The 13,978-nt window shown below is 48.1% G+C and carries 14 protein-coding genes, 3 tRNA genes, 1 other RNA gene and 1 other annotated feature; of the genes, 15 read left to right on the top strand and 3 right to left on the bottom strand.

Annotated elements, in window-relative coordinates:
* Nucleotides 1-113 precede the first annotated feature (113 nt).
* The gene (gene guaB, locus D3D03_RS16545) at nucleotides 114-1,580 is read left to right on the top strand and encodes an IMP dehydrogenase (protein ID WP_026831579.1); all 1,467 of its coding nucleotides are present in this window, start codon (nucleotides 114-116) and stop codon (nucleotides 1,578-1,580) included.
* Between the two features lie 64 nt (nucleotides 1,581-1,644).
* Here the strand turns inward: guaB and pdxR are convergent, their stop codons facing one another.
* Nucleotides 1,645-3,039, bottom strand: coding sequence for a MocR-like pyridoxine biosynthesis transcription factor PdxR (gene pdxR / locus D3D03_RS16540; protein ID WP_119924180.1), 1,395 nt, complete (start codon nucleotides 3,037-3,039; stop codon nucleotides 1,645-1,647).
* Nucleotides 3,040-3,168: 129 nt separating this feature from the next.
* On the opposite strand from pdxR, the gene pdxS reads away from it, so the two are divergent.
* From pdxS to D3D03_RS16500, 8 genes are all read left to right on the top strand, one after another.
* Nucleotides 3,169-4,056, top strand: a complete 888-nt coding sequence (pdxS, locus tag D3D03_RS16535) for a pyridoxal 5'-phosphate synthase lyase subunit PdxS (protein ID WP_026831577.1) — start codon at nucleotides 3,169-3,171, stop codon at nucleotides 4,054-4,056.
* Nucleotides 4,050-4,628: a pyridoxal 5'-phosphate synthase glutaminase subunit PdxT gene (pdxT, locus tag D3D03_RS16530; RefSeq protein WP_119924179.1), complete on the top strand. Its 579-nt coding sequence runs from the start codon at nucleotides 4,050-4,052 to the stop codon at nucleotides 4,626-4,628. Before pdxS ends, pdxT begins: the two co-directional genes overlap by 7 nt.
* A gap of 94 nt (nucleotides 4,629-4,722) precedes the next feature.
* The gene (locus D3D03_RS16525) at nucleotides 4,723-5,973 is read left to right on the top strand and encodes a D-alanyl-D-alanine carboxypeptidase family protein (protein ID WP_119924178.1); all 1,251 of its coding nucleotides are present in this window, start codon (nucleotides 4,723-4,725) and stop codon (nucleotides 5,971-5,973) included.
* A 12-nt stretch (nucleotides 5,974-5,985) separates the two neighbouring features.
* Nucleotides 5,986-6,194 (top strand) — a binding site (T-box leader).
* A gap of 61 nt (nucleotides 6,195-6,255) precedes the next feature.
* Nucleotides 6,256-7,533 carry a serine--tRNA ligase gene (gene serS / locus D3D03_RS16520; protein ID WP_119924177.1) on the top strand — a complete coding sequence of 426 codons (1,278 nt, stop codon included), beginning with the start codon at nucleotides 6,256-6,258 and terminating at the stop codon, nucleotides 7,531-7,533.
* Between the two features lie 136 nt (nucleotides 7,534-7,669).
* Nucleotides 7,670-7,760 (top strand) — tRNA-Ser (locus tag D3D03_RS16515).
* A 36-nt stretch (nucleotides 7,761-7,796) separates the two neighbouring features.
* Nucleotides 7,797-7,887: transfer RNA gene (locus D3D03_RS16510), tRNA-Ser, on the top strand.
* 34 nt (nucleotides 7,888-7,921) lie between these two features.
* Nucleotides 7,922-8,011 (top strand) — tRNA-Ser (locus tag D3D03_RS16505).
* 106 nt (nucleotides 8,012-8,117) lie between these two features.
* Nucleotides 8,118-8,579, top strand: coding sequence for a DinB family protein (locus D3D03_RS16500; protein ID WP_026831573.1), 462 nt, complete (start codon nucleotides 8,118-8,120; stop codon nucleotides 8,577-8,579).
* A 41-nt stretch (nucleotides 8,580-8,620) separates the two neighbouring features.
* Here the strand turns inward: D3D03_RS16500 and D3D03_RS16495 are convergent, their stop codons facing one another.
* Nucleotides 8,621-9,298 carry a deoxynucleoside kinase gene (locus D3D03_RS16495; RefSeq protein WP_026831572.1) on the bottom strand — a complete coding sequence of 226 codons (678 nt, stop codon included), beginning with the start codon at nucleotides 9,296-9,298 and terminating at the stop codon, nucleotides 8,621-8,623.
* Complete coding sequence (locus D3D03_RS16490) at nucleotides 9,295-9,924, bottom strand: deoxynucleoside kinase (protein ID WP_026831571.1); 630 nt, start codon at nucleotides 9,922-9,924, stop codon at nucleotides 9,295-9,297. The genes D3D03_RS16495 and D3D03_RS16490 overlap by 4 nt, the downstream gene beginning before the upstream one ends.
* A gap of 108 nt (nucleotides 9,925-10,032) precedes the next feature.
* On the opposite strand from D3D03_RS16490, the gene tadA reads away from it, so the two are divergent.
* The 6 genes from tadA (at nucleotide 10,033) to D3D03_RS16460 (ending at nucleotide 13,814) form a co-directional block, all read left to right on the top strand.
* Nucleotides 10,033-10,539 (top strand): tRNA adenosine(34) deaminase TadA, encoded by a 507-nt coding sequence (gene tadA, locus D3D03_RS16485; RefSeq protein WP_026831570.1) that lies wholly within the window; start codon nucleotides 10,033-10,035, stop codon nucleotides 10,537-10,539.
* Nucleotides 10,540-10,587: 48 nt separating this feature from the next.
* An RNA gene (gene ffs, locus D3D03_RS16480) (signal recognition particle sRNA large type) lies at nucleotides 10,588-10,854 on the top strand.
* A 95-nt stretch (nucleotides 10,855-10,949) separates the two neighbouring features.
* Complete coding sequence (gene dnaX, locus D3D03_RS16475; protein ID WP_119924176.1) at nucleotides 10,950-12,632, top strand: DNA polymerase III subunit gamma/tau; 1,683 nt, start codon at nucleotides 10,950-10,952, stop codon at nucleotides 12,630-12,632.
* A 22-nt stretch (nucleotides 12,633-12,654) separates the two neighbouring features.
* Entirely contained in the window at nucleotides 12,655-12,975 is a 321-nt protein-coding gene (locus D3D03_RS16470; protein WP_012368932.1) for a YbaB/EbfC family nucleoid-associated protein, read from the top strand.
* Nucleotides 12,976-12,993: 18 nt separating this feature from the next.
* A complete protein-coding gene (recR, locus tag D3D03_RS16465) occupies nucleotides 12,994-13,593 on the top strand; it encodes a recombination mediator RecR (RefSeq protein WP_026831568.1) in 600 nt (199 codons plus the stop codon).
* On the top strand, nucleotides 13,590-13,814 hold the full coding sequence (locus D3D03_RS16460; RefSeq protein ID WP_026831567.1) for a YaaL family protein: 225 nt from the start codon (nucleotides 13,590-13,592) through the stop codon (nucleotides 13,812-13,814). Before recR ends, D3D03_RS16460 begins: the two co-directional genes overlap by 4 nt.
* Nucleotides 13,815-13,978 lie beyond the last annotated feature (164 nt).

Below are 13,978 nucleotides of genomic sequence, written 5' to 3'. Positions count from 1 at the left end.
GTTATGTGAAACGTCAGATTGTTCTGATTATTGGAGGAGTCATTGACATGACACCTCCTGCTTGTTACCATAACATCAATATTCTTTTATAGAAGAGAAAGCGAGTGGATAACATGTGGGAGAACAAATTTGCTAAAGAAGGCTTGACGTTTGATGACGTCTTGCTCGTACCACGTCGATCAAGTGTCTTACCGCGAGATGTTGATTTGTCTGTAACGTTATGTGAAGGCATTACTTTAAACATTCCTTTAATCAGTGCTGGAATGGATACTGTCACAGAAGCTCCGATGGCGATTGCCATGGCCCGTCAAGGCGGTCTTGGTGTCATTCACAAGAACATGTCAATGGAAGATCAAGCGGAGCACGTCGACCGCGTCAAACGTTCTGAGAATGGTGTCATCACGAATCCGTTTTATCTCACTCCGGAACGACAAGTCTATGATGCTGAATATCTTATGAGTAAGTATCGCATCTCAGGTGTTCCCATCGTCAACAATGAAACGGAACGGAAGCTTGTTGGTATTTTGACGAACCGTGATCTCCGTTTTGTAAAAGATTACTCGACAGTCATCGAGACGGTCATGACAACGGACGAACTCGTGACTGCGAAAGTCGGAACGTCACTGCAAGAGGCAGAGCAAATTCTCCACAAACATCGGATTGAAAAGTTACCACTCGTTGATGAGAACGGTGTTTTAAAAGGATTGATTACGACAAAGGATATTGAAAAAGTTGAACAATATCCACATGCAGCAAAAGATTCATTAGGTCGCTTGCTTGTTGCCGCAGCGGTCGGTGTGACAAAAGATGCTTCGGTTCGCGCGAAGTTCCTTGTTGATGCAGGTGTTGACGCATTGGTCGTCGATACAGCACACGGTCATTCTGAAGGGGTTCTCGTGAAAGTACGTGAACTGCGGGACGAATATCCGAACTTGCCGATCATTGCCGGAAACGTAGCAACAGCAGAAGCGACACGTGATTTGATTGAGGCTGGTGCATCGGTCATTAAAGTTGGGATTGGTCCTGGATCGATCTGTACGACACGTGTTGTTGCAGGTGTGGGTGTTCCACAAATCACAGCAGTCTTTGATTGTGCGACAGAAGCCCGTAAACACGGCATCTCGATCATCGCAGACGGCGGAATCAAGTATTCGGGTGACATCGTCAAAGCTCTCGCAGCAGGTGGACACGCTGTCATGCTGGGAAGTTTGCTGGCTGGTGTAGAGGAAAGCCCGGGCGAGATGGAAATCTATCAAGGACGTCAGTTCAAGACGTACCGTGGTATGGGTTCTGAGGCGTCCATGAAACGTGGCAGTCAGGATCGTTACTTCCAGGAAGCGGACAAAAAGTTTGTCCCGGAAGGAATCGAAGGTCGTGTCGCCTATCGTGGTAAACTCGGAGATTCTGTTTATCAGCTTGTCGGAGGGATTCGTTCAGGTATGGGATACTGTGGTTCGGCTTCGCTTGAAGAATTACGTGAAGAGACACAATTCATCCGCATGACAGGAGCTGGCTTGCAAGAAAGTCACCCGCATGATATTCAAATTACAAAAGAAGCATCGAATTATACACGTCAATGATTCAAAAACCCTGTCGACCTTTATCGGTCGCAGGGTTTTTTTGTGGATAAACATGTGGATAACCTCATTGTAACTGCCAAGCGGCCACCAGTTCAGCGAGTCCTTGTTCCAGGTGTTGTTCCGTGACACTCGCAAAACCGAGGACGATCTGTGGATGAATTGTGGATAACGGCAGTTGGGCATAATCCGATAATCCGTACACTTGAATCGAAGCGTCCTTCGCCCGTTGAAGCAATTCCTGTTCACTCATCCCGTTTGAGACGGACAGCACGACATGGAGTCCGGCACTTTCACCCGTCAATCGTAAAAACGGAATATCACGTAACGCATGGACGACGACATCGAGCTTCCGGCGGTAAATCTTCCGCATCCGGTTCAAATGTTTCTCGAAGTCTCCTTCTTTCATAAATCGCGTTAAAATCGTTTGGTCAAAACGGGACACACTGCATGTATAGTACGGAAACTCCGTCTGATACCGCTCGAGTAAAAGCCGCGGTAAGACCATGTACCCGATCCGCAATGAAGGCATCAATGATTTCGAAAACGTACTGACATAAATCACACGGTCGCTGTCCATACTATGCAAGGAAGGGATCGATTTCCCGGTGTATCGGAATTCGCTGTCATAATCATCCTCGATGATGTAACGATTTGCTGATTCCGACGCCCAGTTCAACAGTTGCCGTCGTCGGTTGACTGATAAAATACTGCCGGATGGAAACTGATGGGCCGGCGTGACATACATGACATCGGCCGAACTTTGAATCAGAGAGTGGATCGTTAAACCGTTTTGGTCGACCGGGATTGGAATCGTGGTTCGTTCATGACTTTCAAGTATCAGCCGTGTCGCGTGGTACCCGGGATCTTCGATGCCATAGGTCGTTGTTTTGCCTAATAAAAAGATGATTTGCGGCAATAACTGTTCGACACCGGAGCCGATGATGATCTGTTCCGGCGAACAGACGACACCACGCGAATGATAGAGATAGGTCGCAATTTCAACGCGTAACGGCAAGTCCCCTTGCGGATGACCAAGCGAGACGAGCGATTGATGTTGTTCATCGATGACATCCTTGGCATGTTTTCGCCAACGCGAGAACGGAAACGACGAGCCGTCGATTTTACTCGGATGGAAGTCATAACGCAGAATCGGTTTTTCGGACGTCCGTTGGCTGGTCGGTAACGGCTTTGTTTTGACATAAGCAAGTTCCTCATACGCCAAGACGAAGTATCCTTTGCGTGAAATCGATTCGACATATCCTTCTGCGACCAACTGCTGGTACGCAAGTTCGATCGTCGTTTGACTGAGGTTTAAAAACTGACCGAGTTTTCGTTTTGACGGTAATTTCGTGCCATATGCCAAACGGCCCTCGATGATTTCCTGGCGGATTTGTTGATAGAGCTGTTCGTACAGAGGACGATGGCTTTCCCGTATTAACTCGAACGATAGCATATCCATAAGTTGTCTCCTTTTTACTGACCTGGTTAATTCATCATAAACTGATACTTTTAAAATAGTCAACGAAGAATATACTAGGAACTATCACCGATTAAACATGACATCACTTTTTAGGGGGAGTTCAGAATGATGGAACGGCAACAAGGATCTGATCGTGTTAAAAGAGGAATGGCGGAAATGCAGAAGGGCGGCGTCATCATGGATGTCGTCAACGCGGAACAAGCTAAAATTGCGGAAGCGGCTGGAGCGGTCGCGGTCATGGCACTCGAACGCGTACCGTCCGATATTCGTCGGGATGGCGGCGTCGCCCGGATGGCCGATCCGCTCATTACAGAAGAGGTCTTACAGGCGGTATCGATTCCAGTCATGGCGAAATGCCGAATCGGACATATCGTTGAAGCACGGATCCTTGAGTCAATGGGAGCAGACTTCATTGATGAGAGCGAAGTCCTGACACCGGCGGATGAAGAGTACCATTTGTTGAAATCCGCCTTCACGGTACCGTTTGTCTGCGGGGCACGTGATTTAGGGGAAGCGGCGCGACGGATTGCAGAAGGCGCTGCGATGATCCGGACAAAAGGTGAACCGGGAACCGGTAACGTGGTGGAAGCCGTCCGACATATGCGCAAGATTCAAGCCCAGCTAAATCAAATTCTTCACTCACCGGCGGATGAAGTGATGACCCGTGCAAAAGAGTGGGGAGCACCGTACGAAGTCTTGCAACAGATTCAAGCAGCGGGTCGTCTTCCGGTCGTGAATTTTGCGGCAGGCGGGATTGCGACTCCCGCGGATGCGGCATTGATGATGCATCTCGGGGCAGACGGAGTTTTCGTCGGCTCAGGTATTTTTAAATCGGAGCACCCGGAACGTGTGGCGAAAGCCATCGTTGAAGCGGTGACCTACAAAGATGATTTCGAGCGCATCGCGCATCTGTCGAAGGGACTCGGGACAGCGATGAAAGGAATCGATGTGACGTCGATGCCGTTTGAGGAACGGATGGCACCACGCGGATGGTAATCGGCATCCTGGGTGTTCAAGGAGCAGTTCGCGAACACGAGCAGATTTTGCGGACATTAGACGTGGAGACGGTGGTCGTTAAATCCGTGACCGATCTCGAAGGAATCGATGGATTGGTTTTACCCGGGGGAGAATCCACGACGATGCGCCGGTTGATTGACCGGTACGGATTACTCGATGTCCTGCGGAGCAAAGTCACGACACTGCCGATGTTCGGAACGTGTGCGGGAATGATTTTATTGGCAAGCGAATTGAGTGAAGGACCGGCGCACCTCCAGGCGATTCCAATGACGGTCAGACGCAATGCGTTCGGACGGCAAGTTGATAGTTTTGAAACAATGCTGGCGGTTGAAGGGGTTGGGCAGGATGTCGAAGCTGTTTTCATCCGGGCACCGTACGTCGAGCAGGTCGGAGAAGGGGTCCGGGTGTTAGCGAAGGCGGGAGACGCCATCGTGACCGTCGAAACGAATCTTCACCTGGCCTGCTCCTTTCATCCGGAATTGACGACAGATTCACGCCTGCACCATTATTTCATTCAAAAAATCAACCAATCCCGATCGATTTCAGTATGAGAAGAAGTACGGGAGAAACCGTCAGTTTACGGCTGTCGGTTTCTTTTTTTATGCTACACTGAAAAGACATAACATCATGTGAAGGAGAGGACCGATGAAACGTCTTTTCATGCTTTTTCTGAGTGCGCTCCTGCTGACAGCGGGTTTGTCGCCGATGACGGGCCATGCTGCTGAGCCGCCAGCCATTCAAGCGGAATCTTACATAATGGTTGATGCGGTCACAGGAAAGGTTTTATTGGCAGAGGAGGCTGATTTAGCCTTACCTCCTGCTTCGATGACCAAGTTGATGACACTATATCTCGTGCGTCAACAGATCGAACAAAAAAAACTGTCCTGGAGTCAGACCGTCAAACCGAGTGCCAAAGTATTGAAATTAGCAAAAACGGAAGGGATTGCCCGTCTTCCGATTCGAAAAACGACGTACACAATCCGGGAACTGTACGATGCGGCGCTGATCAAATCAGCAAATGATGCGGCCGTTCTGCTGGCTGAAGTCATGGCGGGAACGGAAATGCAATTCGTCGAACAGATGAATGAGACGGCTGCCTCGCTCGGGATGAAAGACACTGAATACGCCAATGCGTCCGGTCTCGACGCGGTGGATGCGACATTACCGGGTACCAATTTGATGACCGCGATGGATATTGCATTATTGATCATCCGTTACATTCAGGAGTATCCGGACGTTCTGGACGTTACGAAACGTTCGGTCGTCACCATCAATGGAGAGAAAGTCGAGAATTCGAATAAGATGTTGGCCCGTCAACCGTATGCCTATTCGGGCATGCGGGGGATGAAGACGGGAACGACGGATCTTGCCGGGTACTGTTTTGCCAGTGTGGCGACGCGCGGAAATTTGACGCTCGTATCGGTCGTCATGCGAACGACATCCGATAAAGCGCGCTTCACGGAAACAAAAAAATTGTTGGATTACGGTTTTGCGTCCTTTGAACCGTTGACGTATTACGGAAAAGGGGAACAAATCAAACGGGTCTTACCAATCAAAGGAGCAAAACAAGCCCATTATGATGTCGTCACGAAAACCCCACTGTATGTTACCGTCTCGACAAACAAATCGGACCAACGTCCACCGGTCTTTCAGTTTTCAAAAGAACAGGCTCCCTTAAAGCGGGGAGAGGCGATCGGAACGGTCCAGGTCGAAGACGAGGGCTTGTATTTGCCCGGCTTCTCGGTACCTCATGCCGTGTTGTACAGTGCTGAAACGGTTAAACTGGCCAGTTTTCAGACGCGGCTGTTTCGGGCGATTTCGGCCTGGTCCGAAAAAATCAGTCAGGCAATTCATCAACCAACCCTTGTCAATCGTCAAGGGGATAGTGTAAAGTAAAGCTAATCTCATAATGATGTCATGAACGGACCAAGTAAAAGCATTTATTCTGTTAAGAGAGCTAGTGGGTGGTGTGAACTAGTCAGAAGGATACTTTGAATCGAGCCGGATCACACACCTTGCGAACAAGGTGCGGGTACGCCCGTTATCGCGTCTTTAGAGTGGGCTAGTTGAACTAGCAATGAGGGTGGCAACGCGGATCCAGGTGATTCGTCCCTCTTCGGTTTTTGAACCGGAGAGGGATGGATTGCCTTTTTTTATTGAAAAAAAGGAGGAGAAAACATGATTGATATTAAACGATTACGACAGGATTTTGATGCAATTCAAGAAAAACTTGCCCACCGAGGTGAAGATTTGACGGACATGAACCGGTTCATCGAACTCGATGAGAAGCGCCGGGAATTAATTGCAAAAACAGAAGTTCTGAAAGCGGAACGGAATGAAGCGACGAAAAAAATCGCTGAACTGAAACGTAATAAAGAAAACGCCGATGAGGCGATCGCTGCGATGCGTCAAGTCGGGGATCAAGTCAAAGCACTTGATGACGAACTGCGCGAGGTCGAAGCAACACTCAACTTGCTGTTACTCGGGATTCCGAACATTCCTCACGACAGCGTCCCGATCGGTTCTACGGAAGATGATAATGTCGTCATCCGGGAAGTCGGCGACAAGCCAGCCTTTGATTTCGAAGCCGTTCCGCACTGGGATTTGATGGAACAGTTAAAAATCGTCGACGTCGAACGGGCGGGAAAAGTAACGGGAAGCCGGTTCGTCTTTTACCGGGGTGCCGGTGCACGTCTCGAGCGGGCATTGATCAACTTCATGATGGATCTGCATCAGGATAAAAACGGGTACACGGAAATTCTCCCGCCACTCATGGTCAACCGGGACTCAATGACAGGAACAGGACAACTTCCGAAGTTTGAAGAAGATGCCTTTAAAATCGAAGACACGAACTACTTCCTCGTCCCGACGGCAGAAGTACCGGTGACGAACATGCACCGGGACGAAATTCTGTCAGCCGACCAGTTGCCGATTGGTTACGCGGCCTACAGCCAGTGTTTCCGCTCTGAAGCCGGTTCTGCCGGTCGTGATACACGCGGCTTGATCCGCCAACACCAGTTCAACAAAGTCGAACTCGTTCGTTTCGTCAAACCGGAAGAATCATACGAACAGCTTGAACTGTTGACGGCACAAGCAGAAGACGTCTTGAAATTACTCAAATTACCGTATCAGGTCTTAAGCATGTGTACAGTGGATCTTGGTTTTACGGCTGCGAAGAAATATGATATCGAAGTCTGGATGCCGAGCCAAGGGGTGTACCGTGAAATCTCTTCTTGTTCAAACTTTGAAGATTTCCAAGCACGCCGGGCACAAATCCGCTTCCGCCGCGAAGCGAACGCAAAACCGGAATTCGTGCATACGTTAAACGGATCAGCGTTAGCCGTCGGACGGACAGTAGCAGCAATCCTTGAGAATTACCAGCAAGCGGATGGGTCAGTTGTTATTCCAGAAGTGCTTCGTCCATACATGGGTGGTCTTGAAGTGATTCAAGCGTAAGTAGGGAAGGGGGATTTCCCCCTTCTGATTTTTTAAAAAGTTTTTTTAGAAAAAGGCTTTACACAGGAAATCCAAGATGCTATTATAATTTATGTCAGGAAGGCGCTTGTGCAACACAACGCTCGATTATAAGTACGGAGGCGTACTCAAGTGGTTTAAGAGAACGGTCTTGAAAACCGTCAGGCGGCGAAAGCCGTGCGTGGGTTCGAATCCCACCGCCTCCTCCATTTCTTTTTTTTTTACCTGAAAACTACATATAACTTGGAGGCGTACTCAAGTGGTTTAAGAGAACGGTCTTGAAAACCGTCAGGCGGCGAAAGCCGTGCGTGGGTTCGAATCCCACCGCCTCCTCCACTTCTTTTTTTTTACCTAAAATTACATTTAACATGGAGTCGTACCCAAGCCCGGCTGAAGGGGACGGACTCGAAATCCGTTAGGGGTCGCAAGGCCCGCGTGGGTTCGAATCCCACCGACTCCGCTTATATAAGCATCCTACCTGTTGGGTAGGGTGCTTTTTTGTTGATTCGATCAGACACTGCATGCTATGTTTTCCTACATCCGAAAAGGAAAAAGGAGAAACCATCATGATGATTACGAAACACATGCTACTCACACACTATCAAGAGACACTCGACTTCGTTCGGGGGCTTGAACACATATCGGAAGATGCCTGGCGGACACCGTATGCTGAAGGAAAATGGACGGTCGCTGAAATCGTCGGACATTTGTCACCTTGGGACCGGTTCATCGTCGCGGAACGTTTACCGTATGTCTTGGCGGATGAACCGTTCCGTGTGACGCCGGACAGTCAGGCAGTCAACGAAGAAGCAGCGAAGATGAGCCGGGAACAGCAACGGATTTTAACGATTGATGAATTTTTAGTCAGCCGTGACCGCTTGCGTATTGCCGTCGACTTGATTCCGGAAGACCGGTTAACGGATACGTTTACGTCAAAAGGCAAAACGATTTCACTGCTTGATTTTTTAGGGGCAATGATGCAACACGACCTTCATCATCAAGCGCAAATTAAACAAGTCACCGCTTGATAAAAAAAGCCCGTTGACGGATTCGTCAGCGGGCTTTTGTATTAGCGGACTTTCGCAGCTCGGGCAACTTCAAGTTGCTTGTCGATTTTTGATAAAATCCGTTCGATTGATTCCGGCTCGTTTAACAGATCGTACTCATCGATCGACAAACGGAGGACAGGACAGATCGTAAAGTTGTTGATCCAGTTCGTGTAGCGCTCATACATCTCTTCCCAATACTCGATTGGTGTTTGTTGTTCCATCTCGCGTCCACGGAGACGAATCCGCTCCAAGACCTGTTCGAATGAACCTTCAAGATAAATCAACAAATCCGGATGTGGGAAGAACGGCGTCATGACCATTGCGTCAAAGAGACTTGAGTAAGTTTCGTAGTCTGTTGGTGACATCGTCCCTTTTTCGAAATGCATTTTTGCAAAGATGCCTGTATCTTCGTAAATCGAGCGATCCTGGATGAATCCGCCGCCGTATTGGAAGATTTTCTTTTGTTCCTTAAATCGTTCCGCTAAGAAATAGATCTGTAAGTGGAAGCTCCACCGCTCGAAATCATGGTAGAATTTATCGAGGTAAGGGTTCGTATCGACTTTTTCAAGAGATGTCCGGAAACCAAGTGAGTCTGCTAGACCGTTCGTGATCGTCGATTTCCCGATACCGACCATTCCGCCGATCGTGATGACGGCGTCTGCCGGGATATTGTACTTTTCGCGTAACTTCGAGTTCATGCGTGGTTCGCTCCTTCATATAATTCATTGCGGATCTTTGTCAGGACATATTCCAAATCTTCCGGACGTTTGACGAAGTCCAGTTCATCCCCGTTAAAACGGATGACTTTGACTTCCGGGTGTTTGGCTTGATAATCCGTGACGAACGTTTCGTAGTCGGCTGCCAATTGCTCGAGATAAGCCCGTGACATGTTTTCTTCGATCTCACGCCCTCGTAACGCAACACGTTTCATTAACGTATCGATGCTCGCATCCAAATAGATGACGGCATCCGGTTTTGGCATATCCGTCGTCAGGATCGAGTAGATTTGTTCGTATTTATCGAGGTGTTCGACTTTTAGAGAACGATGGGCAAAAATGAGATTCTTAAAGATATGATAATCAGCGACGACAGAGCGTTGCTTGCTGAGATAGTGACGTTCGATATCATCGAGTTGCTTAAAGCGATTACACAGGAAGAACATTTCCGTTTGGAAACTCCATTCTTCGATGTCTTCATAGAACTTTCCAAGAAAGGGATTTTCTTCGACGATTTCGCGTAACATAGAAAATGAGAAATGATGACTGATGGCGTTCGCAAGTGAAGTTTTGCCAACACCAATTGGTCCTTCAACCGTTATGAACATATTCAATTACCCTCCGTTCAGCAAAGTGCAATTTATATTTTAGCACAAAGAAGCGGCACCTGCTGAAGTTTCAGCGGGAGAATTTTTGTAAAGATAGGAAGTGTGAAGATGGAACGGCATGAACACTATATGCGCCTTGCAATCGAGGAAGCAAAAAAAGCAGCATTGATTGGAGAAGTTCCGATTGGGTGTGTCATCGTCAAGGGAGATGAGGTGATTGCTTCCGGTTACAACCACCGGGAAACGAATCATCAAGCGACCGCACATGCAGAACTGCTGGCGATTGAAGAAGCATGTGAAAAGCTGGCCAACTGGCGTCTTGAAGGATGCGAACTCTATGTGACACTCGAACCTTGTCCGATGTGTGCCGGGGCGATCATGTTGTCGCGGATCGAACATGTCATCTTTGGTGCGGTTGATCCAAAGGGCGGATGCTGTGGCACCTTGATGAATCTCGTTCAAGATGAACGGTTTAATCATGTGTCGCAATTGACCGGTGGTGTTCTCGAACAAGAGTGTGGCGAGATGCTGACGTCTTTTTTCCGGGAGCTCCGTGCGAAAAAGAAACAACAGAAACGGGCAATGGGTTGCAACGAAACGAATGAAACAGTATAATGAAAAAGCACTCGAAACAAGTGCCACTAAAATACGATAAACCATTTGCCGTGCTAGGTGGGGATGTAGCGGTTCCCTGTCACTCGCAATCCGCTATAGCGAGACTGAATTCCATATCGAGGGATAGGATTGGTGTGGTCTGCCTTACGTAAGTAGCGTTGACGTCTGAGTCCTGCGCAACAGATACCCATGAATCAGGTCAGGTCCGGAAGGAAGCAGCCTTAAGTGGTGCTCTCTGTGTGCCGCGGGAGTGCTTGGACTGAGCAGGCTGCGTGAGTAACGCATGTTGAACCTATTTCAGAATATGGTGCGCGGCAGTTTAATTTTAGATAACAAGTCTACAGCCGGTTTCGGTTGTAGACTTTTTTAGGTAGAATAGAACCAGGATCATAAAAAGAGGAGGCGCAAATTTGGCCTATCAAGCATTATATCGTGTGTACCGCCCTCAGCGTTTTGATGAAGTCGTCGGACAAGCCCATATCACCCGGACGATTCAAAATGCCTTGATGGAACAACGGATGTCGCATGCATATCTGTTTTCTGGACCACGCGGGACAGGAAAAACCAGTCTGGCTAAAATCATTGCCAAGGCAATCAACTGTGAACAAGCACCTGTAAACGAACCGTGTAACGAGTGTCCGACATGTCGGGCGATTACGGAAGGATCAAGTCCGGACGTCTTTGAAATCGATGCGGCTTCAAACAACGGTGTCGATGAAATCCGGGAAATCCGGGATAAGGTCAAATATCCACCATCTGAAGCGGCGTACAAAGTCTACATCATTGATGAAGTGCATATGTTGTCGACAGGTGCATTTAACGCCTTGCTGAAAACACTTGAAGAACCCCCTGCCCACGCCATCTTCATTTTGGCGACGACAGAACCCCATAAAATCCCGGCGACGATTATCTCACGCTGTCAGCGGTTTGACGTCAAACGGCACGAAGTCGATCAATTGATAGAGCGGATGCAGTACATCTTATCGGATCAAACGATCGGTTATACCGAAACCGCTTTACGGCTCATTGCCCGGGCAGCGGATGGCGGGATGCGGGATGCCTTGAGTCTGCTCGATCAGGCGGTCGCTTTCTCCAATGGAGATTTAAATGATGATGCCGTGCTGGAAGTGACGGGTGCCGTAGAGGATGAAGCGTTACTTGCTGTCGCCAACGCCCTGCATGCCCATCAAGTCGATCAGCTTTTACAGACGCTGGAACAGATGCAACGCGCGGGGAAAGACTTGAAACGGTTCGTTGAGGATTTGGTCTTTTTCTACCGGGATACCTTACTCCTGAAAGCTTCTCCGACGGCGGTTGATCTGCTGGAGCGGGCACGACCGACAGCGGAATTCAAAACATTCGTCGAGACGATTGAGACGGAAACCTGCTTCCATATCATCGAGCAGTTGCATGACTGTCAACAGCAGATGCGGTTGACGAATCATCCGCGTGTCCTCGTTGAGATTGCCTTCATTCAGATTGCCGAACAGGGACGGACAACCGGACAGATCGTTCAATCCTTGCAACAGGAAGTTCGTGAACTGAAAGAACAGATGCATCAATTAAAAGTCACGGGAGTTCCGGCAGCTGAGAATACACCTGCACAGCCCGTCAAACGGAAACAAGCGCGACCGACTGTACGAATTGCCAAGGAGCGGATCCGTCAGATGTTGAGTCGGGCGGAAAAAGCCCAGCTGCTTGAGATTCAGGAACGCTGGGATGCGATCTTGAAGTTGATTCTTAAGCAGGACGGTCCCATTTATTCCTTGGTGCATGAAAGTAAACCGGTTTTATGTTCAGCCGATACGTTATTGATTGAGTTTGATAACGGTAAAGGATGGCATTTCGAACAAGTCATGACCAATGAACGCACACGTTTCGTCATCGAAGAGGCGTTGTTTGAAGTCTGCGGAGTCAAACGTGAAATTCTTGCGATTCTCGATAACGATTGGAAAGAACTCAAAGCAGAGTTTGTTGCGAAACGAAATAGTAGTAATATAGAAGAGAAAGAAGTGGCAGTCGAATCGGAAGAAGATCGATTGTTGTCCGAGACGTTGGGACGATTTGGTGATATCGTAGAATTCGAAGACTAATTTCATTAGAGGAGGAACAATTATGCGCGGTATGGGAAACATGAACAATATGATGAAACAGATGCAAAAGATGCAAAAAGATATGGCGAAAGCCCAAGAAGAGTTAAAAGACCTTACGGTGACAGGTACAGCTGGTGGAGAAATGGTATCAGTTGTAGCAGATGGGCACAAAAATATCATCGATGTCATCATTAAAGAAGAAGTCGTTGATCCGGACGATGTGGAAATGATTCAAGACCTCGTACTTGCTGCGACGAATGACGCTTTGAAAAAGGTGGATGAACTCGTGTCGAGCAAGATGGGTAAATTTACACAAGGGATGAACATGCCGGGAATGTTTTAAACTGTAGGAGGAAACGACGTGCAATATCCTGAAGCGATCAGCCGCTTGATTGAAAGTTTCACGAAGTTACCGGGGATTGGTCCGAAAACGGCTGTTCGTCTCGCGTTTCATGTCTTGGATATGGAAGAAGACGATGTGTTGATGTTCGGTAAAGCCCTGGTGAGTGCGAAACGTGATATTTCGTACTGTAGCATCTGTGGGAACATTACAGATAAAGATCCATGTTATGTCTGTTCAGACAAGCACCGTAACCGGACAATCGTTTGTGTTGTCCAAGATTCGCGTGATGTCATTGCAATGGAAAAGATGCGTGATTACCAAGGGTTGTATCATGTCCTCCACGGCGCAATCAGTCCAATGGAAGGAATCGGTCCTGAAGATATTAACGTATCGAGTCTATTAACACGTCTGCAAGCGGACGAAGGCATTACAGAGATCATTTTGGCAACGAATCCGAACATCGAAGGGGAAGCGACAGCAATGTATTTGTCGCGCTTACTGAAACCGACCGGAATTCGTGTCACACGTATTGCACACGGTTTGCCTGTCGGAGGCGATCTGGAGTATGCGGATGAAGTCACTCTATCGCGTGCCATGGAGGGAAGACGCGAGTTATGAGTTGGTTTCGAAAAAAAATCCGAGCCGAATACGATGAACGTTTCCTTCAAGAACTGGCGCAAGCAAAAGAGAACTATCTGATGAAACGACATTTACTTGAAATCAGTTATGATGATCACGGGGATCTTGAGGCGCAAATGAAGCTGGCCGAATCCTTGTACTTCTTTTATATAAGAGAAGCAAAACAAAGACGGGTTTCATTAACCACGTTAAGATCGTGATCAATAGGACGAAGAGAGGCTGTTGCCCGCACAAGGGTCAGTCTCTTTTTCTTTTTTTAAATTAGTTTTGAAAAAGTGTTGTCAGGCTGTAATTATCGTGGTATATTAATTCTTGTCCTTACGAGGACGAGCGCACTGCTGGAAACAACAAAAAAACTTCTTTT

Source organism: Exiguobacterium sp. RIT452, assembly GCF_003598705.1.
Classification (GTDB): Bacteria; Bacillota; Bacilli; order Exiguobacteriales; family Exiguobacteriaceae; genus Exiguobacterium_A; species Exiguobacterium_A undae.
The sequence above is the reverse complement of the archived record's forward strand: the minus strand, read 5'-3'. Positions and strand labels throughout refer to the sequence as shown.